At 36.8% G+C, this 25,052-nt stretch carries 23 protein-coding genes and 1 tRNA gene; 1 reads left to right on the top strand and 23 read right to left on the bottom strand.

The features are described 5' to 3' along the window. Nucleotides 1-20 precede the first annotated feature (20 nt). The 17 genes from ACG72T_RS12070 to rbsD form a co-directional block, all read right to left on the bottom strand. Nucleotides 21-209: a hypothetical protein gene (locus ACG72T_RS12070; RefSeq protein ID WP_395266395.1), complete on the bottom strand. Its 189-nt coding sequence runs from the start codon at nucleotides 207-209 to the stop codon at nucleotides 21-23. A gap of 10 nt (nucleotides 210-219) precedes the next feature. Then, a complete protein-coding gene (gene rlmD, locus ACG72T_RS12065) occupies nucleotides 220-1,578 on the bottom strand; it encodes a 23S rRNA (uracil(1939)-C(5))-methyltransferase RlmD (RefSeq protein ID WP_395266392.1) in 1,359 nt (452 codons plus the stop codon). A 60-nt stretch (nucleotides 1,579-1,638) separates the two neighbouring features. Beyond that, on the bottom strand, nucleotides 1,639-2,655 hold the full coding sequence (locus ACG72T_RS12060; protein WP_395266390.1) for a diacylglycerol kinase: 1,017 nt from the start codon (nucleotides 2,653-2,655) through the stop codon (nucleotides 1,639-1,641). Between the two features lie 12 nt (nucleotides 2,656-2,667). Continuing rightward, nucleotides 2,668-4,098, bottom strand: a complete 1,431-nt coding sequence (gatB, locus tag ACG72T_RS12055) for an Asp-tRNA(Asn)/Glu-tRNA(Gln) amidotransferase subunit GatB (protein ID WP_395266388.1) — start codon at nucleotides 4,096-4,098, stop codon at nucleotides 2,668-2,670. After that, on the bottom strand, nucleotides 4,098-5,555 hold the full coding sequence (gatA, locus tag ACG72T_RS12050; protein WP_395266386.1) for an Asp-tRNA(Asn)/Glu-tRNA(Gln) amidotransferase subunit GatA: 1,458 nt from the start codon (nucleotides 5,553-5,555) through the stop codon (nucleotides 4,098-4,100). The genes gatB and gatA overlap by 1 nt, the downstream gene beginning before the upstream one ends. Further along, on the bottom strand, nucleotides 5,555-5,854 hold the full coding sequence (gatC, locus tag ACG72T_RS12045; protein WP_395266384.1) for an Asp-tRNA(Asn)/Glu-tRNA(Gln) amidotransferase subunit GatC: 300 nt from the start codon (nucleotides 5,852-5,854) through the stop codon (nucleotides 5,555-5,557). The genes gatA and gatC overlap by 1 nt, the downstream gene beginning before the upstream one ends. Before the next feature lie 13 nt (nucleotides 5,855-5,867). Then, the gene (locus tag ACG72T_RS12040) at nucleotides 5,868-7,001 is read right to left on the bottom strand and encodes a CamS family sex pheromone protein (RefSeq protein ID WP_395266382.1); all 1,134 of its coding nucleotides are present in this window, start codon (nucleotides 6,999-7,001) and stop codon (nucleotides 5,868-5,870) included. A gap of 10 nt (nucleotides 7,002-7,011) precedes the next feature. Continuing rightward, nucleotides 7,012-9,030: an NAD-dependent DNA ligase LigA gene (gene ligA, locus ACG72T_RS12035; RefSeq protein WP_395266380.1), complete on the bottom strand. Its 2,019-nt coding sequence runs from the start codon at nucleotides 9,028-9,030 to the stop codon at nucleotides 7,012-7,014. A gap of 15 nt (nucleotides 9,031-9,045) precedes the next feature. Further along, complete coding sequence (pcrA, locus tag ACG72T_RS12030; RefSeq protein ID WP_395266399.1) at nucleotides 9,046-11,274, bottom strand: DNA helicase PcrA; 2,229 nt, start codon at nucleotides 11,272-11,274, stop codon at nucleotides 9,046-9,048. 294 nt (nucleotides 11,275-11,568) lie between these two features. Next, nucleotides 11,569-12,864, bottom strand: coding sequence for an adenylosuccinate lyase (gene purB / locus ACG72T_RS12025; RefSeq protein WP_395266378.1), 1,296 nt, complete (start codon nucleotides 12,862-12,864; stop codon nucleotides 11,569-11,571). Nucleotides 12,865-12,867: 3 nt separating this feature from the next. Then, a complete protein-coding gene (locus ACG72T_RS12020; protein WP_395266377.1) occupies nucleotides 12,868-13,998 on the bottom strand; it encodes an ATP-grasp domain-containing protein in 1,131 nt (376 codons plus the stop codon). An 18-nt stretch (nucleotides 13,999-14,016) separates the two neighbouring features. Continuing rightward, entirely contained in the window at nucleotides 14,017-14,598 is a 582-nt protein-coding gene (locus ACG72T_RS12015; protein ID WP_395266375.1) for a xanthine phosphoribosyltransferase, read from the bottom strand. A 54-nt stretch (nucleotides 14,599-14,652) separates the two neighbouring features. After that, nucleotides 14,653-15,300: a glycoside hydrolase family 73 protein gene (locus tag ACG72T_RS12010; RefSeq protein WP_395266373.1), complete on the bottom strand. Its 648-nt coding sequence runs from the start codon at nucleotides 15,298-15,300 to the stop codon at nucleotides 14,653-14,655. 96 nt (nucleotides 15,301-15,396) lie between these two features. Beyond that, the gene (locus tag ACG72T_RS12005) at nucleotides 15,397-16,596 is read right to left on the bottom strand and encodes an MFS transporter (protein ID WP_395266371.1); all 1,200 of its coding nucleotides are present in this window, start codon (nucleotides 16,594-16,596) and stop codon (nucleotides 15,397-15,399) included. Nucleotides 16,597-16,737: 141 nt separating this feature from the next. Continuing rightward, a complete protein-coding gene (locus ACG72T_RS12000) occupies nucleotides 16,738-16,938 on the bottom strand; it encodes a cold-shock protein (RefSeq protein ID WP_010020786.1) in 201 nt (66 codons plus the stop codon). 186 nt (nucleotides 16,939-17,124) lie between these two features. Beyond that, the gene (gene rbsK, locus ACG72T_RS11995) at nucleotides 17,125-18,033 is read right to left on the bottom strand and encodes a ribokinase (protein ID WP_395266369.1); all 909 of its coding nucleotides are present in this window, start codon (nucleotides 18,031-18,033) and stop codon (nucleotides 17,125-17,127) included. Nucleotides 18,034-18,043: 10 nt separating this feature from the next. Further along, nucleotides 18,044-18,439 (bottom strand): D-ribose pyranase, encoded by a 396-nt coding sequence (rbsD, locus tag ACG72T_RS11990; protein ID WP_395266367.1) that lies wholly within the window; start codon nucleotides 18,437-18,439, stop codon nucleotides 18,044-18,046. Between the two features lie 170 nt (nucleotides 18,440-18,609). Between rbsD and ACG72T_RS11985 the strand changes: the two genes are divergently transcribed. Then, entirely contained in the window at nucleotides 18,610-20,013 is a 1,404-nt protein-coding gene (locus tag ACG72T_RS11985; protein WP_395266365.1) for a hypothetical protein, read from the top strand. Between the two features lie 367 nt (nucleotides 20,014-20,380). On the opposite strand, the gene ACG72T_RS11980 is transcribed toward ACG72T_RS11985, so the two are convergent. The 6 genes from ACG72T_RS11980 to ACG72T_RS11955 all read right to left on the bottom strand — a co-directional run. After that, nucleotides 20,381-20,908 (bottom strand): SLAP domain-containing protein, encoded by a 528-nt coding sequence (locus tag ACG72T_RS11980; protein ID WP_395266363.1) that lies wholly within the window; start codon nucleotides 20,906-20,908, stop codon nucleotides 20,381-20,383. 359 nt (nucleotides 20,909-21,267) lie between these two features. Then, nucleotides 21,268-21,765: an SLAP domain-containing protein gene (locus tag ACG72T_RS11975; RefSeq protein ID WP_395266361.1), complete on the bottom strand. Its 498-nt coding sequence runs from the start codon at nucleotides 21,763-21,765 to the stop codon at nucleotides 21,268-21,270. 139 nt (nucleotides 21,766-21,904) lie between these two features. Then, a complete protein-coding gene (locus ACG72T_RS11970; protein ID WP_395266397.1) occupies nucleotides 21,905-22,750 on the bottom strand; it encodes a helix-turn-helix domain-containing protein in 846 nt (281 codons plus the stop codon). A 203-nt stretch (nucleotides 22,751-22,953) separates the two neighbouring features. After that, nucleotides 22,954-23,039: transfer RNA gene (locus tag ACG72T_RS11965), tRNA-Leu, on the bottom strand. A gap of 809 nt (nucleotides 23,040-23,848) precedes the next feature. Next, a complete protein-coding gene (locus ACG72T_RS11960; protein ID WP_395266360.1) occupies nucleotides 23,849-23,971 on the bottom strand; it encodes a hypothetical protein in 123 nt (40 codons plus the stop codon). Nucleotides 23,972-24,210: 239 nt separating this feature from the next. After that, nucleotides 24,211-25,052 (bottom strand): CAP domain-containing protein (locus ACG72T_RS11955; protein WP_395266359.1); only part of this gene is annotated, 842 nt, incomplete at its 5' end.

Genomic DNA, 25,052 nt, shown 5'->3' with positions numbered 1-25,052 from the left:
AGGAAGTCTTTTTAGTTATCTTATAAAGTAAATAATGTTTGTACACCAAAAATCAATAAGAATACTCCAAAAATCAAACTGAAGATCAAGGCTATTAAAGCAAAGATCACCGGACTTGATTGCTGGCGAATATTGTTAAAATACTGTTTAGAAATATAAATCTGCCAAATTCCAAGTAATATAGCACCAATTCCTAAAATTAATTTCATCTTATGACCCTTATTTCAATTTAAGTTGTGTCACACACTCGATATGATTTGTCATTGGGAACATATCAACTGGAGTAACGTCACCAATTTCATACATATCGTTCAATAACGACAAGTCACGAGCTAATGTTGCAGGATTACAACTGATATAAACGATTTTCTTTGGTTTGATGTTCTTCAAAGAATCAATCAAAGAACTAGCCAAGCCCTTACGAGGAGGATCGACCATTAGAACATCGACTGAAACGTCATTTTTAGCCCATTCGTCCAAGACATCTTCGGTCTTACCGACAACGAAGTCAGTATTAGTGATGTTGTTCAATTTAGCGTTTTGATCAGCATCCTTAACCGCATCTTCAATAACTTCAATACCAGTGACATGTTTAGCTTTATTAGCTAAAGACAATCCAATTGTACCAATACCTGAGTATGCATCCACGACATTTTCTTTACCGGTTAACTCAGCTTTATCGATTGCAAGTTGATACAAGTTTTGTGTTTGAACTGGATTGACTTGATAGAACGATCTTGGCGAAATCCGATATTTATGACCCAAAATCTCATCGTCAATATACTTCTTGCCACCCAATAATGTCATCTTCTGCCCAAAGATAACATTAGTATTTTTGGAATTAATATTCAAAAATAGTGACTTAACTTCAGGGTTAGCCAAAATTTCGTTCGTAATGTCTTTGTAGTGTGAAATATCAGGGGTACGAGAAACCAAAACGATCATCATTTCACCAGTAAAGTAAGCTCGGCGCACCATGATGGTTCTGATTTGTCCCTTTTGATTTTCCTCATCGAAGCCACGAACATTATATTTTCTCAAAATGTCACGCACACGGATAATTTCAGCATCGATCTTTGGATCTTGAATTAAGAAGTTTTCCATTGGCACTAATTCATGTGAGCGGCGACGATAAAATCCAGTAGTCAATTTGCCATTGATTTGGCGAACTGGTACTTGAGCTTTGTTTCGATAATTGAATGGTGATTCCATTCCTAGAGTTTGATTGACCACAACATCTTTCAGACCAATCTTGTTGAAATCTGTCACCACTTGATCGTGTTTAAATTCCAACTGTTTGTCATATTTTAAATGGCTTAAAGGAGCAATCCCTGTTTGTGCATAGACAGCATCAATGTCGTGGACACGGTCAGGAGATTCCTTCAAAACAGATAGAGTTCTGGCAAAGCCAAAGTTTTTATTTACTCGTGTAATCACAGCTTTAACTTTTTCGCCTGGTAAAGCATTGTCAACAAAGAGTGTAAAATCATCAACTTTGGCGACACCTTTACCTTCATATGACAGATCTTCAATTGTCAATTCTAATTCTTGGTTCTTCTTCAAATTTGGTTTTTCCATTTTTCACCTATACATAGAAAAAAGAAGTGTTCAAAAATTGATCCACTCCCTAATTCTTTTTTATTTATCTTCTGTTGTTTGTTCTTTCTTACTATCGAGATTCTTCTCTTCTTCGATGATCTTTTCGCCCGCATCCTTTTCACTCAAAGTTGGGCTATCGATTGCCTTTAGTGGAATGGAATCAACATTAGCATAAATATTGAGATGATTATGCAAATTGATAAATTCCATTGGTGCATCCCCACCATATTCACCATCCAAGTTGACCATGACCCGATTATTGTCATTAGCTTTGACACTGATCTTCTTAGTCTTAGTGTAAATAACTTTAGGATTGTAAACGTGACGTCCACCATTTAAGACTAAAGCAATCAAATGAACAAGATCACGTAAATTAGTCTCTTTGACGATGATCAACGAAAAAGTTCCATCACCAATCACGGAGTTTGGAGCAATCTGTTCCATTCCACCGATCGAATTGGTTAAACCGATCAGAAACATTGTGGCTTTACCATCAAATACACCTTGATCATATTCGATGTGCATATCAATTGGACTGATTCGAGGCAACATTTCAGCACCTTTCACCAGATAAGCTAAGTAACCCAAAATGGATTTATAAGCTGAAGGCACTTCATATGTCAATTCAGTCATTGACCCGCCACCAGCAATATTGATGAAGTACTTAGAACCTGCTTGACCAATATCGACTGGTAACTTCTGCCCTTTCAGGATTACTTTGGCTGCCTCAACGACATCATCACGTGGAATCTTCAAAGCTCTGGCATAATCATTCGTTGTACCAGCAGGAATAATAGCTAACTCTGGGCGTTTGTCCAAATCAGCTATTCCGTTAACGACCTCATTGATCGTCCCGTCACCACCAGCTGCCACAACTAATTCAAAGCCTTCTTTAGCAACTCTTCTGGCCTCATCTTTGGCTGAGTTTTTCTTCGGAGTGGTTCGATAAGCACTAGCCTCATAACCAGCTTTTTCAATAATATTCAAAATGTCTCCAACATTACTGTTCATGGTCTCATGGCCTGAAGTTGGATTATAAATAAGTCTAGCACGCATATCTTTCCCTCACTAACGACTCTTTAACTCTGCCATCAAAATCTTATTAACAACTTTGGGATTAGCTTGACCGTGAGTTTGTTTCATGATTTGACCAACTAAGTAGCCAACAGCACGATCTTTACCATTCTTAAAGTCATCGATTGATTGTTGATTATTATCTAATATTTCTAAAATAATTGGTTTCAAGACAGCTGGATCAGATTCTTGGACAAGTCCTTTAGACTTAACCCATTCCTCAGGTTCTGTTCCATTACTGATTGTTTCTTGGAAGACCTTCTTAGCAATCTTAGAAGAAATAGTTCCGTTTGAAATCAAATTGATCATCTTAGCTAAATGTTCAGGTGTCAATTTTGTTTCAAGCAAGTCCATTTTATTTTCGTTCAGATAAGCATTAACTTCACCCATCAACCAGTTAGAAACTAGTTTTGGATTAGCATCAAAACCGACTGCTTCGTCAAAGAAATCTGACATTTCCTTTGTATCCGTCAAAACGCCAGCATCGTATTCAGGAATACCTAATTCATTGATATAACGTTTTCTTCTGTCAGCAGCTGATTCAGGTAAGTTAGCTTGAATTTCAGCGACCCATTCTGGAGCAATATCATAATCAGGTAGATCTGGCTCTGGGAAGTAACGATAATCGTCAGCTCCAGATTTAACACGCATTAGGAATGTTTCACCAGTCTTCTCATCAAAACGTCTCGTCTCTTGGCCAATTGTCTTACCTTGTTTAAGGATAGCAGCTTGACGCTTTTCTTCATAGGCCAAACCTAATTTAACGTGATTAAATGAGTTCAAGTTCTTTAATTCGACTTTAGTTCCGTATGTATCTGAACCTACAGGACGGATAGAAATATTGGTATCAACACGCATTGAACCTTCTTCCATCTTAACATCAGATGCCCCAGTAAACTGAATGATCTTCCGTAAATTTTCCAAATATTGGTAAGCTTCTTCAGGAGACTTCATATCAGCTTTAGAAACAATTTCAATCAAAGGTGTTCCTTGACGGTTCAAATCGACATAAGAATAACCATTATTGCCGTGGGTATTCTTACCAGCATCTTCTTCGACGTGAAGTTCTTCGATACCAATCTTTTTCTTTTTGCCATCAACTTCAATTTCAACATAACCATCGTGACCCAATGGCTTGTCTTGTTGGGTAATTTGGTAAGCTTTAGGATTATCTGGGTAGAAGTAGTTCTTACGATCAAAGTGAGTGTGGTTTTCAATTTGAGCATTCAAGGCTAATCCAACCATGATACCAAGTCGATAAGCATTTTTATTTACAGTTGGTAATGTTCCAGGAAAACCAAAATCAATAACGTTGGTATTGATATTAGATTCAGCACCATAAGCAACGGGTGTTGGACTATACATCTTGGACTTAGTCTTTAACTCAACGTGGACTTCAAGTCCGATAGTTGTTTCAAAATTCATTAGTCTTCCCCCTTAAGTGCAGTTGGTATTTGTTCATAGAATTTATTTTCTTCTTGCAAAGCATAGGCCGCATTGAAGACATCTTGTTCAGCAAATGGTTTACCAATGATCTGTAGACCAATTGGAAGTCCATCAGCTAAGCCAGCAGGCACTGAAGCAGCAGGCAGACCAGCCAAGTTGGCAGGGATCGTCAAGATATCATTCATGTACATTGCCAATGGATCGTCAACTTTTTCACCGATCTTAAAGGCTGGTGTTGTAGTTGATGGTCCCATAATTAAGTCGTGATCTTTTAAGACATCGTTCATTTCTTGGATGAAAAGTGTTCTTACTTCAGCAGCTTTCTTGAAGTAGGCATCGTAAGCACCAGCAGATAAGGCAAAAGTACCTAACATGATCCGACGTTTAACTTCATCGCCAAAACCTTCTGATCTTGAGTTTACGAATAAGTCTTTAATATTCTTAACGTCTTTAGCGCGAAAACCGTATCTAACGCCATCATATCTTTGAAGGTTCGATGAAGCTTCACTAGATGCTAAAACATAATAAACTTCAACAGCATGCTTCAAAGCAGGCAAACTTACTTCGTCTACAGTCGCACCCATCTTCTTGTAAGCTTCCAAAGCTTTATTGACGTTGTCTAAGACTTCCGGATGAGTCCCCTCATTCCAAAATTCCTTAGGAACAGCAATTTTAACCCCGTGCATATCTTTATTCAAGTTAGCACGGTAATCAGGAACTTCTTTAGTTGAACTAGTTGAATCATGATCATCATGACCAGCAATTACTGATAAAACAGCCGCTGAATCTTCAACACGTTTTGACATGACACCGACTTGATCAAGACTTGAAGCAAAGGCAATTACACCCCAACGAGAAACACGACCATAAGTTGGCTTGATACCAAAAATACCATTGAAAGCAGCTGGTTGTCTAATTGAACCACCAGTATCAGTACCTAAAGCGGCGATAACTTCACCCGCAGCAACTGCAGCAGCTGAACCACCAGATGAACCACCGGGAACACGACTGAAGTCCCAAGGATTAACAGAAGTTCCATAATAAGATGTTTCTGTAGATGAACCCATAGCAAACTCATCCAAGTTAGTCTTACCAACGTTGATTGCTCCAGCAGCCTCTAATTTATCCATAACAGTTGCATTGTAAACTGGCATGAAATTGTAAAGGATCTTGCTAGCAGCAGTAGTCTTCAAACCATTAGTAACGATATTATCCTTGATACCAATTGGCATCCCAGCTAATGGTCCATTGATTCCCTCAGCATCAACTTTTTTAGCAGCTTCTTGTGCCTTGTCATTGACAGTAATGAAAGTATTTAGCTTCTTTTCATTATCTTTTACACTTGTTAAAGCTTGATCGGTCAAAGCTTGGGCCGTTATTTCTTTGTTGACTAACTTCTCATGCAAAGAAGCAATTGTCTCTTTTTTGATGTCCACTATTCGTCATCCTCCTTGTCAACGATCGTTGGTACTTTGATAAGGTTATTATCAACTTCGGGAACGTTTTCCAACATTTGTTCTCTCGTTTGTGTACGGATACCCTCATCTTCACGGAAGACAGTCTTAGTGTCACCCATATTATATGTTGGCTCTACACCAGTCGTATCAACTGATGAAAGATTACTTTCCATGCTGACGATCTTGTCTAATTGCTTAACAAAACTATCAACTTCATCTTCGCCAAATTTCAAATTAGCCAAAGTGGCAACGTGTAAAATTTCTTCTTTTGAAATCATTTATTTCTCCTCTTTAATCTGCATTATAAACGTGAGAATTGAACTTACCGTTTGTTCTTGTAACAACAGCTTGTTGCGAATCAACGGTTTGAATATTGATATCCAGATCAGCTCCAGATGGCAAGTACTTCTGAGCACTTGTCTGTACGAACTGAGTGAAACTCATCACTTGAGCCAAGCCGTCGAATTGGGTATTGATTGTAATATCCATCGACTTCAAGTTTGACCCGTCATAGTGAGCTTGTGCTGTCACACCCGACAAGTTAGGGAAGTAATTTTGGATATGGTCTTTAAAGTTAGCAAAGGCATCAGAATCGCTACTGTTGATGGCTGAATCGCCGTTAACTGTTGGCAACATCTGGTTTTGATAATCCAAGGTACTCCAAGAACCTAAGTCGCCACTCTTGCTAACTGCATATTGGAAATAAGTTCCCCCAACCAAAGTGTCTTCAGGAGCGACTGTATACAGTCCAACTACGATAGGAATATTCCCTACCTTACTATCTTTACGCAATCTTTTAACAACTTCTTTGGCAATTCTCTCACCTTGAGCCTTACGTTCTTCGGCTGAGATAGTCGTCTTATAAGTGGCTCCATACTGCTTCTTTTGATAATAATCGATTTTATTTAAAGCAATCCCAATCGACATTCCAGCCAATTTATATTTACCATCTTGTTTTTGAAGATAATCTTCTTCAAGCATTTGTTGGAAATACATCGGTGTTCGTTTGTTAGCATCAGTTGAACCATTCGATTTTGGATTCAAACCACTTGGGTTCTTGCTGGACTTACGTCCTAACCAATCGGTGACCGTGCTAGCAGACAAGACTTGACCTTCTTGGAAAACATATGAATTTGTTGAGAATTGTTTTCTCGACAAAGACATCAAACCACTTTCAAAACTTCGACTGTTGAACTGATTGGAATTATCAGCTGCAGTGATTCCTGAAATAGGACTGGTTTTATATTTTCCACCACTTAATAAAACATCATAATTACTAGAATCTGATGCGGATGTTGTTTGAACGGAACTCTTCGATGAGTCGCTACCGCCAGAAGATAAACTAGAACTTTGTAAATTACCACAGGCAGCTAATAACAACGAGCACATTAGCAATAACGATGTAGTTTTTAAGAATTTTTTCAAAACTTTTCTCCTACTCTTTGGCATTATCTAAATAATCGGATAATGTTGTTTCATCAATAATCTGCGTTCCCAATTGTTGAGCTTTAGTCAATTTGCTACCGGCTTTTTGGCCAGCAATCAAAATATCAGTCTTCTTGGTGACCGAATTAGTAACCTTAGCACCGAGATTTTCAAGGATCTCGGCCAATTCTGAACGTTTATAATTTTGCAAGGTACCGGTTATAACAATTATTTTATCAGTAAAGTGACTGTTTGTTTCATTAGAATTCGAACTACTAATAAAATTCATATTAATATTTACTGATTTTAGTTCATTAATCAACTTTTTAACATCATCATTGGCAAAATAAGTCACAATACTATCTGCAATTATCTCACCCATAGTATTGACTTCAAGAATTTCTTCTTTATTTGCAGACATCAAATTATCCAAACTTCCAAAGTGTTCCGCCAAAATTCGACCAGCCTTCGCACCAACATGTCTAATTCCAAGGCCAAAAATCAATCGTTCAACTGAATTGCTTTTAGAATTATCAATAGCGGTCAACAAATTATTGATCGATTTTTCTTTGAAACCGTCTAAAGTGGCTAAATCATCAGCTGTCAGTTTATAAATATCGGCTACATCTTGAACTAACTTCTTCGTATAAAGTTGTTCGATGATCTTAGGTCCCAAGCCGTCAATATTCATGGCATTTCTAGAAGCAAAATGCGTCAATTGCTCTTTAACTTGAGCTGGACACTTAGGATTGATACATCTTAATGCTACTTCATCTTCCAAATGGATCAATTCTGATCCACAGTATGGACAATGGGTTGGTATTTCTGCAGGGACTGAATCATCCGGACGTTTACCCAAAACTACTTGTGAAACTTCCGGAATAATATCGCCAGCTTTATGCAACAAAACTGTATCGCCAACTCGAATATCTTTTTGACGGATCATATCTTCATTGTGCAAGGTTGCTCTTGAAACTGTCGTCCCAGCTAATTGAACCGGGTCCATCACTGCTGTGGGGGTTAAAACTCCCGTCCGACCGATTGTCCACGTGATATCACGAACGATCGACTCGGCTTGTTCAGGCGGAAATTTATAAGCAATTTCCCAACGAGGAACCTTAACGGTGTTACCCAGTTCACGCTGAATAGCTAAATCATTGACCTTCAAAACCACGCCATCGATACCATAGTCAAGATCGTCACGGATCTGACCGAAATGTTCGATGAAGTCTTGCACACCTTCTAAGCCGGTCGTAACTTGAGCTGTTGGATTAACATTGAATCCGAGTTCTTTTAAAGTCTCTAGGGCCTCATGTTGAGTGGTGACATTTAAATCGTCAAAAGTTACGATCGTGTACATGAAGGTATCCAGCTTACGTGAAGCTGTGATTTTCGGATCCAATTGTCTTAAACTACCGGCAGCGGCATTTCTTGGATTAGCAAATACTTGTTGACCTTCATTTTCACGTTCCTGATTCAAACGTAAGAATTCTTTCTTAGACATGAAGCACTCGCCACGTACTTCAAACGAAAGTGGCCGACTTAATTTCTGGGGAATATCTTTGATTGTTTTAACATTTTCGGTGACATTCTCGCCGATTGTCCCATTACCACGAGTGGATCCTTGAACTAAGATACCATTTTCATAAATTAATGATAAAGATAAACCATCAATTTTTAATTCAACATTATAATCGACCTCATGTCCAACATTTTTTTCAATTCGGTCGTTAAATTCAGTTAATTCTGCTTCAGAAAAAACATCTCCCATGGAAAGCATGGGAATATCATGAGTGACTTTGTTAAAATCTGGGAGCGTTACATCTCCAACTTGTTGCGAAGGTGAATCAGGAGTAACCAAATCAGGATACTCTTGTTCAAGAGCTAACAAACGATTATACAATTGATCATAAACATTATCTTCCACAACGGGAGCATCTTTAGTGTAATAAGCATCTCGCCACTCATTCAATTGAGGACGAATTTTTGCTAATTCTGTTTGAGCTTGTGCTTTGGTTAAGTCTGCCATGATCTCACCTCTTATTTATTCAGTAACTTTTTTAATTGGTGCATATTCAGCCAATAGACGTTTGACACCTTCGCTCTTGAAGGCAACATCTAATTCAGCATTTTGACCTTCTCCGTTGACTTTAACGACTGTACCTTGGCCCCACTTCTTATGTTCGACCTTATCGCCAACATTCCAATGCAATTTTTCCGCACCAGAAGCACCTTTAGCTTTTAAGGTTGGAGATTGGAATGATGCGGTAGTACCTGCCATGCGCCGACGCTTACTAAATGGTAGGCTTCGTTCACTTGGCCGACCAGTATTGCCAGCATTACTGTTGACTGGCTCGATAGCATCATCTTGAATCTCTTCCACAAAGCGAGAAGTTGGATTATTTTGCAAACGACCATAGAGCATCCGGCTAGTTGCGTTAGTCAAGTAAAGTCGTTTTTCTGCCCGGGTAATACCAACATAGGCCAAACGGCGTTCTTCTTCCAAATCGTCTTCTTTCATCAAGGAGCGGCCTAGTGGGAAAATTCCTTCTTCCATTCCTACCAGAAAGACGACTGGAAACTCTAGACCTTTAGCGGCATGCAAGGTCATCAGAGTAACTTCTTGCTGATCTTCTTCAATCTCATCTTGATCACTGACTAAAGATAATTCAGTTAAGAAAGTCGTTAAACGTGTCTCATCAACTTCAGGATCAGGTTCATAGCCTTGGTCAAATTGCGTTGTAACGGTTAGCAATTCTTCGATATTCTCAACACGAGCTTGTGATTCCAAGTTATTTTGCTGCTTTAAGTCCTCAACATAGCCTGAATCTTCCAACAAATGATCCATCAAAATTGTCATCGATTGATTTTCTGACAACTTAGTCAAATCGTCGATTACTTTAGCAAATTCACCAATTGTTTTACGGGGACGAGCTCCCAATGGTGACAATTCAATATTTTCAGCGGCTTCTAATAATGACCAATTGTGTTCGTCAGCATATGCTTGTAATTTTTCGATCGTACCAGGTCCGATACCACGCTTAGGACTGTTGATAACTCGTTGAAAACTCATCGAATCATCGTGGTTAGCGATTAAGCGAAGATAAGCCAGAATATCCTTGATTTCTTTACGATCGTAGAACTTATGACCACCAATAATCTTATAAGGCATATTGGCTTGCATCAATTTCTCTTCAAAAGTACGTGATTGCGCATTAGTTCGATAGAGTACTGCAAAATCACCATAGTTGAAACCTTTTAGTAGTAAATTCTTAATTTGATCGACAACATACAAGGCTTCATCAGACTCATTTTGACCACGATAAAACTTGATCTTGTCGCCTTCTTTATTATCAGTCCACAATTCTTTAGGCTTACGATTACCGTTATTATTAATAACTTCATTGGCAGCCTTCAAAATTGTCTTAGTTGACCGATAATTTTGTTCCAATTTGATAGTCGTAGCTTCAGGATAATCTTTCTCAAAATTCATAATATTTTGAATATTGGCACCACGCCAACCATAAATACTCTGATCAGCATCCCCAACTACACAAACATTACGATACTTTGTACCTAATTGTTTAACTAATTTGTATTGAGCCTCATTAGTATCTTGATATTCATCCACGTGGATATATTGAAATTTTTCTTGATACTTTTCCAAAACGTCAGGACATTGGTCGAATAAAGCACTCGTTTGCATGATCAAATCATCAAAATCAAGTGAATTATTTCGGTCCATCTCTTTAGCATAAGCATCATAAACACTGGCAACAGTTTGTTCAAATGGTGAAGCCGCTACTTTTGCATATTCAGCTGGCGTTTGCAATTCGTTCTTGGCGTTGCTGATCGTGGCTAAAATTGCCCGCGGATCATAACGCTTAGGGTCAAGATTCATCCGGGTCAAAATTTGTTTCATGAGTGTTCTTTGTTCACTAGGGTCAGCAATCGTGAAAGTCTTGGGCTTTCCCATTTTATCAATATCTCTTCTTAAAATTCTTACACAAAGAGAGTGGAAAGTTGAAACCCAGACATCATTGGCCGATTCATCAAGCAACTTGCCAATTCTTTCTTTCATTTCCTTAGCAGCTTTATTAGTAAAAGTAATTGCTAGAACATGCCAAGGCATAACATTTTTTTCTTCGATCAAATAGGCCACTCGATGAGTTAGAACTCGAGTTTTACCAGAACCGGCACCGGCCATGATCAATAATGGTCCTTCAGTAGCCTTAACCGCAGCCTGTTGCTCAGGGTTAAGACCTTTTAACATAGTATCGTCCAATTTAAAAATCCCTCAAATCTTCGTGTAAAAAGTTTTAGTTGTACTTAAAAATAGCTGTTTATATTGTAGCAAATTTTTGTGGTTAGAGCGAAAGACAAACAACGTTATTTCATAATGCTTGAGTAAAGATAACTGGCGCACCGATTCCATTCACTTCATCTTCCAATAAAAACAAAAAAATATTGAAACAAACCGATTAATATCAGTTCATTTCAATATCTAAATAAATTAATGTTTTAAACCAAGACGGTAGTGAAAAGTCTCAGAGCCATTCGGAAAAAACTATTCCAAACCAACTCGTTTAAAAATCTCATCAACATTACGTAAATGCCAATGATAATCAAATGCATCATCTAAGTCAGCATCTGAAAGTTTGTCAGTTACGCGTGAATCATTTTCCAACATTGTTCGGAAGTCTTTCTTTTCGTCCCAAGCCTTTGCAGTCATTGGTTGCACAATATCGTAAGCTTGTTCTCTTGAATAACCAGCTTCAACTAGTTTCAACAAGACTCTTTGTGAGAAGATCAAGCCGTGAGTAATGTTCATATCTTCTAACATCTTATCAGGGAAAACAGTAAGGTCTTTAGTGATCTTAGTAAATCTGCGTAAGATATAATCCAGCAATTCAGTCGTATCAGGAATAATTACTCGTTCAGCTGAACTGTGTGAAATATCTCTTTCATGCCACAATGGTACATCTTCCAAAGCTGTGAAAGCATGTCCTCTAATGACTCTAGCCAATCCTGTAACGTTTTCTGAACCGATAGGATTACGTTTGTGAGGCATTGCTGATGAGCCTTTTTGGCCGGCAGCAAAATATTCTTCAGCTTCACGGACTTCAGTTCTTTGTAAGTGGCGAACTTCTAAGGCGAATCGTTCAATTGATGTAGCAATCAAAGCCATCGTTTGGATATATTCAGCATGGAGGTCTCTTGGTAAAACTTGAGTGGAAATTTCTTGGGCGCGGATACCTAATTTATCGCAAACAAATTTTTCCACACTAGTTGGCACATTGGCGTAACTACCAACTGCACCACTAATTTTACCAGCTTCAACCCCTTTAGCAGCATGGTCGAAACGTTCAATATCACGTTTGATTTCAGAGTACCAGTTAGCCAAAACTAACCCAAAAGTTGTTGGTTCAGCATGAACACCATGAGTTCTACCGATCATAACTGTATCTTTGTATTCTAAGGCCTTTTCGCCAACTACTTTGAGAAATTCATTTAAATCTTCACGAATAATATCATTTGCTTGTTTCATCAAATAACCATAGGCTGTATCAACAACATCAGTTGAAGTTAAGCCAAAGTGAACCCATTTCTTTTCAGGTCCAAGGTAACGAGAAACATCTCTTGTAAAAGCAACTACGTCATGTTTAGTTTGTTTTTCGATTTCAGCGATCTCGGAAACATTAAACTTAGCGTTTTGAGCAATTAACTTAGCATCTTCAGCCGGAATTTCTCCTTCTTTGCTCCAGCCTTCAACTGCAGCAATTTCGACTTCTAGCCAAGCTTGAAATCTGTTTTGGTCAGTCCAAATTGGTTTCATTTGTTCAGTTACATATCTATCAATCATGAATTATTCTACTCTCCAAATTTTTGTTGTTAAGATATCATTCTTTAACTCTTCGACGTCATCTGAGAAAACGGAAATATAACCGACATCTCGATCGGCTTGATTCTTAGCTTTAAAACCAGTGTAATAATTAAATTTCCACTGAGCCTTCTCCTGGAGTAGATCCAAGCTCTGTGGCAAGTTACCTTCAATGATCTTTAAGGTAGCCGCATTGACCATTGGAAAAATCTCTGGGATCGGCCAGTCACAAATCGCTCTGATATGTAATTCAAATTGTGAAATACCCGTCGCTACTTGATAAACATTCGCTGAATAATTAATTCCGGGGAAAATCCGTTTAACATACAATACGCCAGACTGTGACAAGATAAAACCAATGCCAAAGATACCAACATATTTAATTTTTTCAGCTACTAACAAGGCTACACGCTGCATTTCAGCTTCTACATCGGGATCATTTTTCTTATAAATGTAGGAACTCATCAGATGGTGTCCATCATAAATTTCCTTGATCATTGGAAAAGTATGGATCTTGCCATCTTTACTTTTGCTAACCATGACGGAATATTCTTTTTGAGTATCGATCCAAGCCTCAAGAATATAAGTTCCGTCTAAGAGCAACTTTTGCATTCGTTCAACATCAGTTTCGTTATAAAGAATATGACGATTCAAGACCGACTGATTTTTCTGAATTGGTTTCAAAATACAAGGAAAACCAATCTCTTCAACCGCTTTTTTGATGTCATCGACCGTCACGATCGAGAAGAACGGTGGTACATTGATGTTCAAATCATTGAGAAAAGTTCTTTCAATATAACGGTCTTGAACGATTGACAACAAGTCAGCCCCTTGAGCAACATTGAAATTCTTGGCCAATTGTTGCAAAAGTTCGCTGTCAAAGTCCTCATTCATATACAAAAGCAGGTCACTTCTATGGCCCAATTCATTTAGATTTTCGATGTTTTCCAGTTGTCCGACTAAAAAACTATCGGCTGCTTGAGTCGCAATATCATTCTCTTCATCAGTCAAAAGCATGGTACGGAATCCCATTCTCTTAGCTTCCAATTCAAAAATATAAGTTTCACTGCCACCGCCAATAATGCCTAAAGTCTTACCAGGCGCAATAAAAGTCATAACTCCACCTTCTTATTACTAATCGTCCTCTTCTTCAAAAACAACTTGACCATCTTCAAACGCTTTGATCTTTGCCAATGAATAAATAGGAATACCTGATTTATCGATCATTTGACGACCTTTTTGGAATGATTTTTCAATCACGATCCCGATACCGGCTAAAGTTGCGCCTGCATCTTCAATAATCGTGTTCAAACCATTAACAGCTTGACCATTAGCTAGGAAATCATCAATGATCAAAACTTTATCATCGCTTGACAAATATTTTTTAGCAATACTGATATGATTTGAAGTCTTCTTTGTAAATGAATAAACTTCTGATGTATAAAGATCATCACTCAATGTGACTGATTTGTGCTTTCTTGCAAATACGACTGGTACTTGAAACTTCAAGCCTGTCATGACTGCTGGAGCGATTCCTGAAGATTCAACCGTTAAGATCTTATTAATACCTGAATCTTTAAAATGGTTGTAAAATTCTTCACCCATTCGTTCCATCAACATTGGATCGACTTGATGATTCAAAAAGCTGTCAACTTTAAGCACATCTTTGCCTAAAACTCGGCCGTCTGTTTTAATTCTTTCTTCCAATTCCTTCATTACATTCTCCCCACATTTACAATAGAATAATTAGAGTCTATCATACTTTGATTTTTACTTGATACCCTGATCATACTTTTTCAAATTATATTTCTGTATAATCCGAATAATTTTACTTGTGTAACCAGGATCGGTCGCATATCCATCAGCTTGCAAAGCTACCGCTGCGTCAATATAATCCTTAGATTGCAAAACTTGCTTATATTGTTGCGAATTCCAAGAGGTTCCATTAACTAACAATTGAGTATGATCTTTCATTGATTCACGAAAATCCGAATAAACCCGGAAACGACCATTGATCGTTATCCACTGACCGTTGGTATACTCTTTTGTCTGCAAAACCTTAGTGTTGGCAGGATCTTCACCCTTGATACCAAAATAGTTGTTGTACTGACTAGCGAGGCTACTAGTACCCCAATTACTCTCTAAGATTGCTTGAGCAATGGTAATGCTAGGTAAAACTCCGTACTGCTTTCCTAAAGTAACTGCATAGGGGGCAATCTTTTTGATAAAGGCATTGTGTTCTTGTTGAACGACTACGACCTGGTTCTCCTTTTGGGTTTGAAGATAATACTTGTATCCAAAAAAGCTTAGAACAAAGACTGCCAGAATCGCTACTAAAATGATAGTTGTTTGATTATTTTTTTTGCTTGAACGTCGCCGGGTAGTTCGACGACTGGAATACTTCCTTTTTTGTGGCAATTAATTTATCCTCTGTACGTTTATTAATTTTTATTATAGACGATATACTTGAATTTTTCGTGATATAAAAAAGAATTTAAACAATTGCTTAAGTTATCAAAAATTTAACTTAAGTTGAGCTTTTTTAGCGTAATAGATCCACGTTACTAGCGCTAAAAGTTCTAAGGATGCAGAGAATAAGAAGATGCTCTTATAACCAAAAACTGTGGCGACCTGAGCGGCTATCATTGGCCCCAAAACATTGCCAAATGACTGTGCCGATTGATTATAACTGAAAATCCGTCCAAAAATTTGTTTCGGTACATTTTGTACAGTTAGAACTTGTATGGATGGAATCAAAGCCGCATCGGAAATCCCTAATATGAACCGCAGACAAATCAATTCCCAAATATTTTGAACCAAACTGCTTAAAGCTAGGCAAATAATTGCCAAGAACAAAAAAATCAACATGCTCCTTAAACTCCCCAGCCAATCGATCAAACGACCAATCAATCCGGCCATGAAAATCGTAGCTAAACCTGGAGCCGCAGATACTATTCCTGTCATGAGAATCACGTTTTGAGCGTTAGAATCCATCTCCTTGACCAATAAACTGAGCATAGGTGTAATTGCATTAGTAGTTGCTTGAATGGCCAGTAGCGACCAAAATAAGGCAATAAAGAACGGCCAGCCAATTACTTTCATCAGCGGTAAGGCTGGTGGTAATTGTTTGGGAGAAATGGGTTGAAAATCTTCTTTGACACCTAACCAAGTTGTAAAAAAGACTAATGCCATCAAACTACTAGTTAAAAAGAAAGCTCCTCGATAGCCCACAGAAGTCGCCAAAAATCCTCCCAGCAAAGGCCCCACCAAAGTTCCGGTAATACTGCCAGTCACTAATTTGCTCATTACCCGACCTCGAATGTCCGTTGGTGCAGAGACCGACATTAAGGCATTAGCATTGTTGATATAACCGGAAAACACTCCTTGTAAAGCTCGAAAGAAGAGCAAGAACCAAACATTCGGCGATAGGCCAATCATAAAGATAGTTATTGTCATCACGCCTGAGGCTCGCAAGCACATCAACTTTCTCCCTTTGATGTCAGCTAGACGACCCCACAGAGGCGAAACTAAAGCCTTGCTGAAATATGTCAAAGAAAAGGCCGCTGCTCCTAACAGATTCAACTCTGCTTTATTGAAATGTCCCAAAGTATTGATATAAAGGACAATAAAAGGCAATGTCATTGCATTGCCCATATCTGTTATTAAACTGCCGAACCACAGGATCCGAAAATTTCTTCGCCAATTTATTTGCATTCGCTTTCTCCAAACTCACTCAATAACAATTGATTTTAAACTATCAACGTATATTTCTTGTAAAGTTTAGGTAAAGATTTATTTGTAGGGACTAAAAAAAGCTAACCCTTTCGGATTAGCTTTTTGCTCAAAGTTTATTAATTAGTCCTTAACAACGTTTGAAGCTTGTGGGCCACGATCTGAATCTTCGATATCGAATGTTACAGCTTGACCTTCTTCAAGTGTCTTGTAACCGTCACCTTGGATTGCTGAGAAGTGAACAAATACGTCACTACCATCTTCGCGTGTAATAAAACCATAGCCTTTTTCTGCGTTAAACCATTTAACTGTTCCGTGTTCCATCAGACTATTCCTCCTGATAAATAAAAATTTTTTGTGCATTATTTCGTGGTACTTCATGGAAGAAAGTCTAAAATACGAAACATTCAAACCATTCGAACCATTCACCATTCAAAAATACAACTATTATATTACCATGCTTGGGCAATTAATTCAATCTACTTAGCGTAAAGTTTCTTTTACAAATACTTAAATCTCAACATCTCTCACATGAGGGATAGAATTTTGAGCACCTTTTGTTTGCACTGTAATTGAAGATGCTTTACTTGCAAATTTCATTGCCTCTTCAACGTTACTCAAATCTTCATTTAGTTTTGAAGCCAGATAACCAATAAAAGTATCTCCAGCAGCGGTTGTATCAACTGTTTGAACTTTATAAGCTTTAACAAAACCAGTCTTTTTATTCATTGAATAGAAAGACCCATTTGAGCCAACAGTAATTATTACATTCTTTACTCCCATCGTGTGCAACTTATTTGCTGCTGCAACCATGGAAGGTTCGTCTGTAACTTTAATACCGGTAATAGCTTCAGCTTCTGTTTCATTAGGTACGATGATATCGGTCAACTGCAACAATTCTTCAGGGATGTCCTTTTTAGCAGGAGCCGGATTCAAAATTGTCAAAACATTATTTTCTTTGGCAATCTTGAAAGCTTCCGTTGAAGCAGCAAGTGGAGTTTCAAACTCTGTGATCAAGCAATCAGCATCAGCAATCGAAGCACTAGCAGCCTTAACATCATCAGTCGTAATTGCTTGATTAGCACCACCATAAATCAAAATACTATTTTGACCATTTTCATCCAATAAGATATAAGCTTGACCCGTTCCAGCTTTTTGATCCCGTGTAACATGTTCGATATTCAAGCCGTCTTCTTTAAACGTATCCAACATAAAATCAGCGGCATTATCCTGACCGATCTTAGCAATAAAGGATGTTTCAGCTCCGGCACGTACTGCGGCAATTGCTTGATTAGCACCTTTTCCACCGCCAGCATTAGAACGTTCATGCATAGCCATCGTCTCACCTGGTAATGGCAAGCGGGTAATATTTAAAATCGTATCAACATTGATTGAACCTAAAACAACAATTTTTTTCATAAAAAATCCTCTAAAAAACAACTCCACTTTCAAGTAAAATATTTGAGTAAGGTGTTTCCTCACCCGTTCTAATAAATGCTTTAGTATCGTTTAAATCTTTTTTCATTTCCTCGTGAGGAATAAATTCAATCGGTGTATCTCCAACAGCTTTTTTAACTGCAGCCAATTGTTTAGGGTTTTGTACCTTAATTTCTTCAGCCAGATAAACCTTTTGAACTTGTAGTTCACTCAAGACATTTTCCAACACTTGAATAAAACTTGGTAAGCCAGCTTCCACTGCCAAATCAATTTTTTCTGTCTTGCTTGGTACTGGCATTCCAGCATCACCAATTCCCAAAGTATCAAAATGACCCATTTGGGCAATCACACGTGAAATGTCTGAGTTAATGACCCGCGTTTTTTTCATGAAATCCTCACCTTTTTCTGTAATCGTTTACAGTGATTATACTAACATTCACTATTATCTATGTAAATATTTTATCAATTTCATATATTTAGTGGCAAGATAAGATTTTTCATTGCTTGAAAAGACAGATAATTATATCCTATTAAAGAATACAAAAATGAGGTTTTCAAATGAGAAGAACAACAAAGCTTAGTTTTTATTTTATTATTTTTATAATTTTCGGTCTGATCGGCTTGTGGATGCCACTACTAGGTGACGATCTGCACTGGGGTACTTATTTCGGTAGCAATTACTTTCCTCAAGGAATTTTTCTAAAATATGATGGCCGCTACTTAGGTGATCTTTTAGTTATTGCCATCACCAAAATCAAACCGCTAGCATTTTTAGGTTATGGAACATTTATGACCTTGATTGTTTTCTTGATTCAAAAGATTCGTGATCAAATCAAACCAACTAAATCGATTGGGTTATTATCTTCCGCTTTAGCTGGACTCTTTATCTTATTGATGCCCAAAATTATTTTTCAACAAATTCTAGGTTGGCATGCTGGGTTCGCAAACTATGTCCCATCAGTCGTTTATCCACTATTTGTTCTCTATCTGGTACTTAAAAATTACGATAATCAAGACGTTGAATATTACCGAACTAGTATTTACTTAATATTCTTTGCCTCGATCTTTGCTCAGTTCTTTGCTGAACATGTCACCGTTTTAAATGTTTTCAATGGCATTTTGATATTATTATTCTTGCGTAACCATTTCAGTGATAAATTTAAAAAAATCATGAGTTTAGCTCTAATCGGTAACTTTATCGGTGCCGTCCTAATGTTTATCAATGGTGCTTATATCAAAATATTATTTGGTAGAGACTCCTATCGATCATTAAAGGGCTCCTCATCATCAGATACCATGTTTAATTATATGCGCTTGATGTTCACACCTAAGCATTTGATTATCCTAGGCATTGCCATCATAATCTTTACCATAATCGTCGTAATTTATTCGCTAAAAATAGACAATCCTAAATTGAAATTAGCTAATTTTGCTTTATTACTTTCTGGTTATGTCGTTATTGCTCCATTTATCGTTGTATCTCCATTCGGTTCAAGATGTATGTTTGCCACTTATATGTTCTTTGGCACGATTGCGATAATTAATATCGATATTCTACTGGACTCTTATCAAAAATATCTCCTACCCGTCTTGGCATTGGTATTATTAGGCGTGGGATTAAGATTTGACGCACTAGCTCATAATTATGGAAAGACTTTTGATATGCAGGTTCAATATTCAACTTACCAAAATAACGTCAAGCGTAACACTCAATATTTCTTACAATATAAAGATACTAAATATATCTGGTTGACCGCTCCTATTCAAAGCGATAACAACTTTGCTGAGCTATATGTAGCCAACAAAGATCGCAATATGGTTCCAATTAACTACTACGATTGGAGCGACGCTTTACGAAAAATACAAGGTAAAAAATTTGCAACTCACGATGCTTACATGAAGGCTTTTGATAAACAAATCTTAGAAAAGGTTAAGTTGATTAAAGCTAAGGAAAGTAAGTAAATCCTATGAAGTCAGTCATTTCAACGCTTAAATGACTGGCTTTTTTCTTTTTTTAAATCCTTTATTCATAGTGTATGTAAGCGTCCTATTATGATTCCAGCGGTTTAGCTGTATAAAAAAAACTATGGATTTTTAACATCCATAGTTTTTATTCCACATTAGGAAAACACTTTTTACAAAATGTGAATCAAATTTTGTTTTAAACGGGAGTACACTATTAACTGTATTAAAGAAAGACCTCATATATATTAAATAGATTTTTAAGTACATTTGGCAGTGTACATAAAAGTTGATATATACAAGAGATATCGGCGGTCGGCATACCAAGGATATCTACTAGTAATTCACACACAAGATTAAAAGTTAATTAGACAGTAGCACTAAATGATTGTTCCACAACATCGTACATGGCAACGTACTCATCTGGAGCAACTCGTACAAAAGGTACACCGTTGGAGTAATTGATGACAGTATCAGTAGCCCATTTGCTGTCTGGGGATAGCTGAACATCACTTCTCTCAACTAAATTATGATCATACACACTTACATTTTTATCAGAACCGTCGAGTGACTGTACTTTTATAGTCATTCGACGGTTTTTGTATTTGAATCCATCCTTAGCACTTAAATAACCGTTAGTCGAAACTTGATAAAAGTCAGTTCCATTAACATTTTGTGTTTTGGCAACTTTCCAAGTTGAATTCTTATCTAAAGCAACATTGGTTTTATTACCGTTTTGATCGTAAAGCTGAGCTTCATCAGAACTTACTTCGGCAAAAACTCCAGCCTTAGTAACAGACTCTGCTGATACATTAGTTACAGAACTAGCGGCAGTGGCAACTGCACTTCCAGTTCCTAAAAGAGCACAAACAAGGAGCAAAATAGATTTTTTCATAACAAATAACCTCTATATATATTTTTTTTGGCAAAAAATCCCGGCAGCTATTTTTTGGCATAAAAATAGCGTACACAAAAGCTGATTCTTACATACAAGAATTTTTAATAATTCACACATTTGCTTATATTTCTAACTCTGGCATTTTATAAGCACCCTTATATTACCGAGATTCTGCGTAAATTTCAACAGTAATTTGAAAAAAATGATTAATTAATTATGTGAATCTTTACATATTAATTATCTCAAAAACGCTCAAAATACTATGAACATTGGCGCTATCTACTTTTGTAAACCTTTTCCTTAAATCATAAAAGAGGCGCAATTTTTTTAATTGCCCCTCTTAAAAACTAGTATTATTATTCTGTAAATGATTGTTGAATCACATTCCACATTCCTACGTATTCATCAGGAGCCACCCGAACAAATGGCATGCCCTCTGATGTAGTAATCACAGTATCTGAGTACCAGTATGTACCTGGAGCCAAAGCAACCTTGTCACTTTCAACGAAGTTGTGATCATAAACTGGCACATCTTCATCAGTTTCGACTCTGATCACTTCTGGTCTATTACGGTAAATAAAACTATCGCTTGAACTTAAATATTCGTTCGTAGCGATTTGGTAAAAGTCTTGACCATTAATGGTTGCTGTCCTCCCAAGGTACCAACAACTGTTAAGTGGTTCGGATTCACCTGTCGCATGTCCTGCCGCATCATAGATTTTGGCGGGATTTGCACTAACATCAACAAAGTATCCGCTAGTTACGGACTTAGCCTCGACACTTTGGATAGGTACTAATGAAAGCCCAACGCCCAGTAGAATAGTTAAAATCACTACTAAAAATCGTCTTTTCATTTAAAATACTTCCTTAGTCTCCTTAGACTGTGTCAAGTATATCATGTTTAAACATGTTTTATGATTTGTCAGCTTATTAAAAATATCACAACAAAAAAACGTCGTTATTTTTATATAACGGCGTTTTTTCTAGTAAAATTTATTTTTTCATCTCGGCGAGTAATAAATCATTCTGATTGAACTTAGCCAAGTAAAGTGCCAAGTTGTAATAATCATTGTAATCTTCTGTGCGGTCTTGATCATTTTTAATTGCGACCGATAACTGATAGTTCAAGTCGTCTAAGAAATAAGAAACATGCTTTCTTTGCGCAAAATTTAAGCCGCATTGACTGAACTCGTAAGACCTCTGATACGACTTCATATCATTGTATGCTTTGGCTAAAGTCTTGCAAATGAAGAGAATCTCCAGATCACTAGCATTTGAGATCCGTGAGTCCTCATCAATTGAATTATCAATCATTTCAAAATAATACTGAGCACGATCGTAATGCTTTTGAGCAACATAGTCTAAGCCCTTGAACAAGTATGCAAGGAAAGTATAGACGTCATCTTTAGATGACTTGGTATATTGCAAAACCTTATCCAAAGTAAACAGTGAGGCGTCAAAATTATGATTCTTGTAAGCCAACATGCCATTGATCAATTCATATTGTTTCATGTCATTATTATTGAGTTTACCTTCTAACAATGACAATCGATCCTGAACATCAATGTTTCTTTGAAGTAAAATATCTTGTTCGATTGCATCTAGAATACTATCCTGTTTGGCAGAAGAATTACTTGAAAAATCACTGAACACATCATTCAATGTTAAATCCAATTTCAAACAAATCTTGATCAAGATATTCACTGTTGGTGCAATATTATGCTTCTCAATTTTACTGATCGTATTTTGAGTACAAATGTCGTTAGCTAACTCAATTTGAGTTAAATTCATTTCTCGTCTTTTATTATAGATAATTGATCCAAGAAACAATGGCAACACACTCCCATCTATCGTTATGATATTTATCAATAATACTATACCACCAGATTAAAAGATATATTCCAATAACATTAACAATTAATTCAAAAAGAAAATATTTTTCAATAATACTTGCAGATGCACAAAAATCATTGTTATAGATGACGGAATTTTCCCGAAACAAAAAAAAGCAGCTAGACAAAAATGTCTAACTACTCTAGTGATGCGGGTAAGAAGATTCGAACTTCCACGGAGATAATTCTCCACAAGATCCTTAGTCTTGCGCGTCTGCCAATTCCGCCATACCCGCATGCACGTTCTACTATACACAAAAATATAAATAATTTCAAGCTAATTTTTGGGTATCATGGAGATATTTTAATTTTCCATGGCAACCCCACAAACATACTAGTGAGATAGTACAGACTCCAAAGCAAAAACAACTTTGTGATCAATACTATCATCATTGAAACGTTAGATACTTAACAACAATCTCTACTTACTATCATCATTTTCATCTGAGTTTTTCTCTGTCACTTATATCAGTCAAATTCTTATTGGCAATCTGCTTGAAAGTTCTCTTATCTTTAATGTGGTATTTCTAAGCTATTCTATCCATTATGTAAGAGTCTTTATATCACTTGGTTTACTAATTGTGTTCTTTGCATTGATCGATTATCCGATTTTAAATTATATTATTGCACACGGGCCGTTGTAATATGTTAAATCATTTTGATTAACCATCATAATAAACCTCTTCAGCTTTCTTAAAACTCTTTCAATCAACTGAAAATAATTATACTTAAAAGCTCTTGTAATGATTGTTACGTAAACTATCAAGTGCCTTAAGTAAAATATTAGCTATCGATTTAACCACACCTTATATAGAAGCATTTCACACCACAAAGAATTTTTATATCATTCACGATGCTTTTAAAATTTTATCAAACAAAAAGGAACTAACCTTAGGTCAGTTCCCTTTATCTGGATCATTTATTGTAGTCAGCTTATTCAAAACACAACCAAGACTTGTTCAATAGTTTACATTCAAAATTCAGTATCATTGTACTTTTTAACATAATCCTTTTTATATTCTCAAAGAATTAATGTGTCCTTAAATTAGCTTCGACTGTGTGATTTTCTAAACTCTGCTAAAGAAATACCCTTAAAGTTGTCTTCTTCATCGGTGAGTTCTTTTATCAATTTAGGTTCTGCTTTTAATTTAATATCTTCATTTTCCAAACCCATTGCCTCCGTAGTCATTTTAAGATTATTTTGTAAATAATAACTAACCTGTAACAAAGTACCCTTAGTATATCAAATTAACTACACTCTACTTACAATTATTTCAACTTACCGCAGATATCAGACTAATAAGAAGAAAGTCACAACGGAAAAGAGATTCTTTTATAAAGAAAAAGAGCTGACCTTACGGTCAACCCTTCTTCTAATAATCATCTACTTAACGTTAATTTGTTGGATTATTTAATCCATGTTGTTAAACCTTGATCTGTGTATGTTGAAACTGGTTCGTCCATTTCCATCAAACATAGACCCCAACCTACAGCGTTACCCTTACCATCATAGACTAACATACCTGTGGCTTTACCACTAGCACCTACTGAGTCCCAAATTGAACCTTCTAGTGGGTCTGGATTATCAAATCCTGCATTCAAAAAGTTTAAATAATCATTCTTTGTTTTAAAGATATGGTCTGATACATAGTAGTTAGTACCTAAGTTATAGCCACTGTTCTTGACAAATTGGTCTTTAATTTGGTCTGTAGTTAAACCAAATGTGTCAGCCGTTGTGGTATTAAATCTGCTTGTATCCCAATTGGCTGTCGTGGCTTTTCCACCAAAGTCTTGAATACCTACAAACATACCATTTTCAAGTTGTTGTACACCTACACCAATGTCAGTCATACCTTTGTCTAACATAGTAGCATTATGTTCTGGTGATTCCTTCCATTGATTAACCAAGTTTTGAGCTACTTCATCAGCAGTTGAACCATTTGTGACAGCCAAATTTTCTGCCATATTAGTTGAACCGTATTGTTTCAAGTTTGCTTGAGTTTGAGCCATAAACTCATCATGGTTAGCGGAGTTGATGTCACCACTGGCGTCAACGTGTCCCTTTTCAGTGAGGGAACGTGCTACAGCTCCTGCGGTTAAATTACTATCAACATTTAGTTCTGATAAACTGTTAGCAGTTCTGTAATTATTTACTAATGAGATAACCTTATTTGCAACAGCAGATGTATCAACTGTTTGTACAGGTGCATCTTCTGTATATGTAAAGTTGATTACATTATTATCCTTAG

Origin of the sequence: Companilactobacillus sp. FL22-1 (assembly GCF_043951805.1) — a bacterium.
Classification (GTDB): Bacteria; Bacillota; Bacilli; order Lactobacillales; family Lactobacillaceae; genus Companilactobacillus.
The sequence above is the reverse complement of the archived record's forward strand: the minus strand, read 5'-3'. Positions and strand labels throughout refer to the sequence as shown.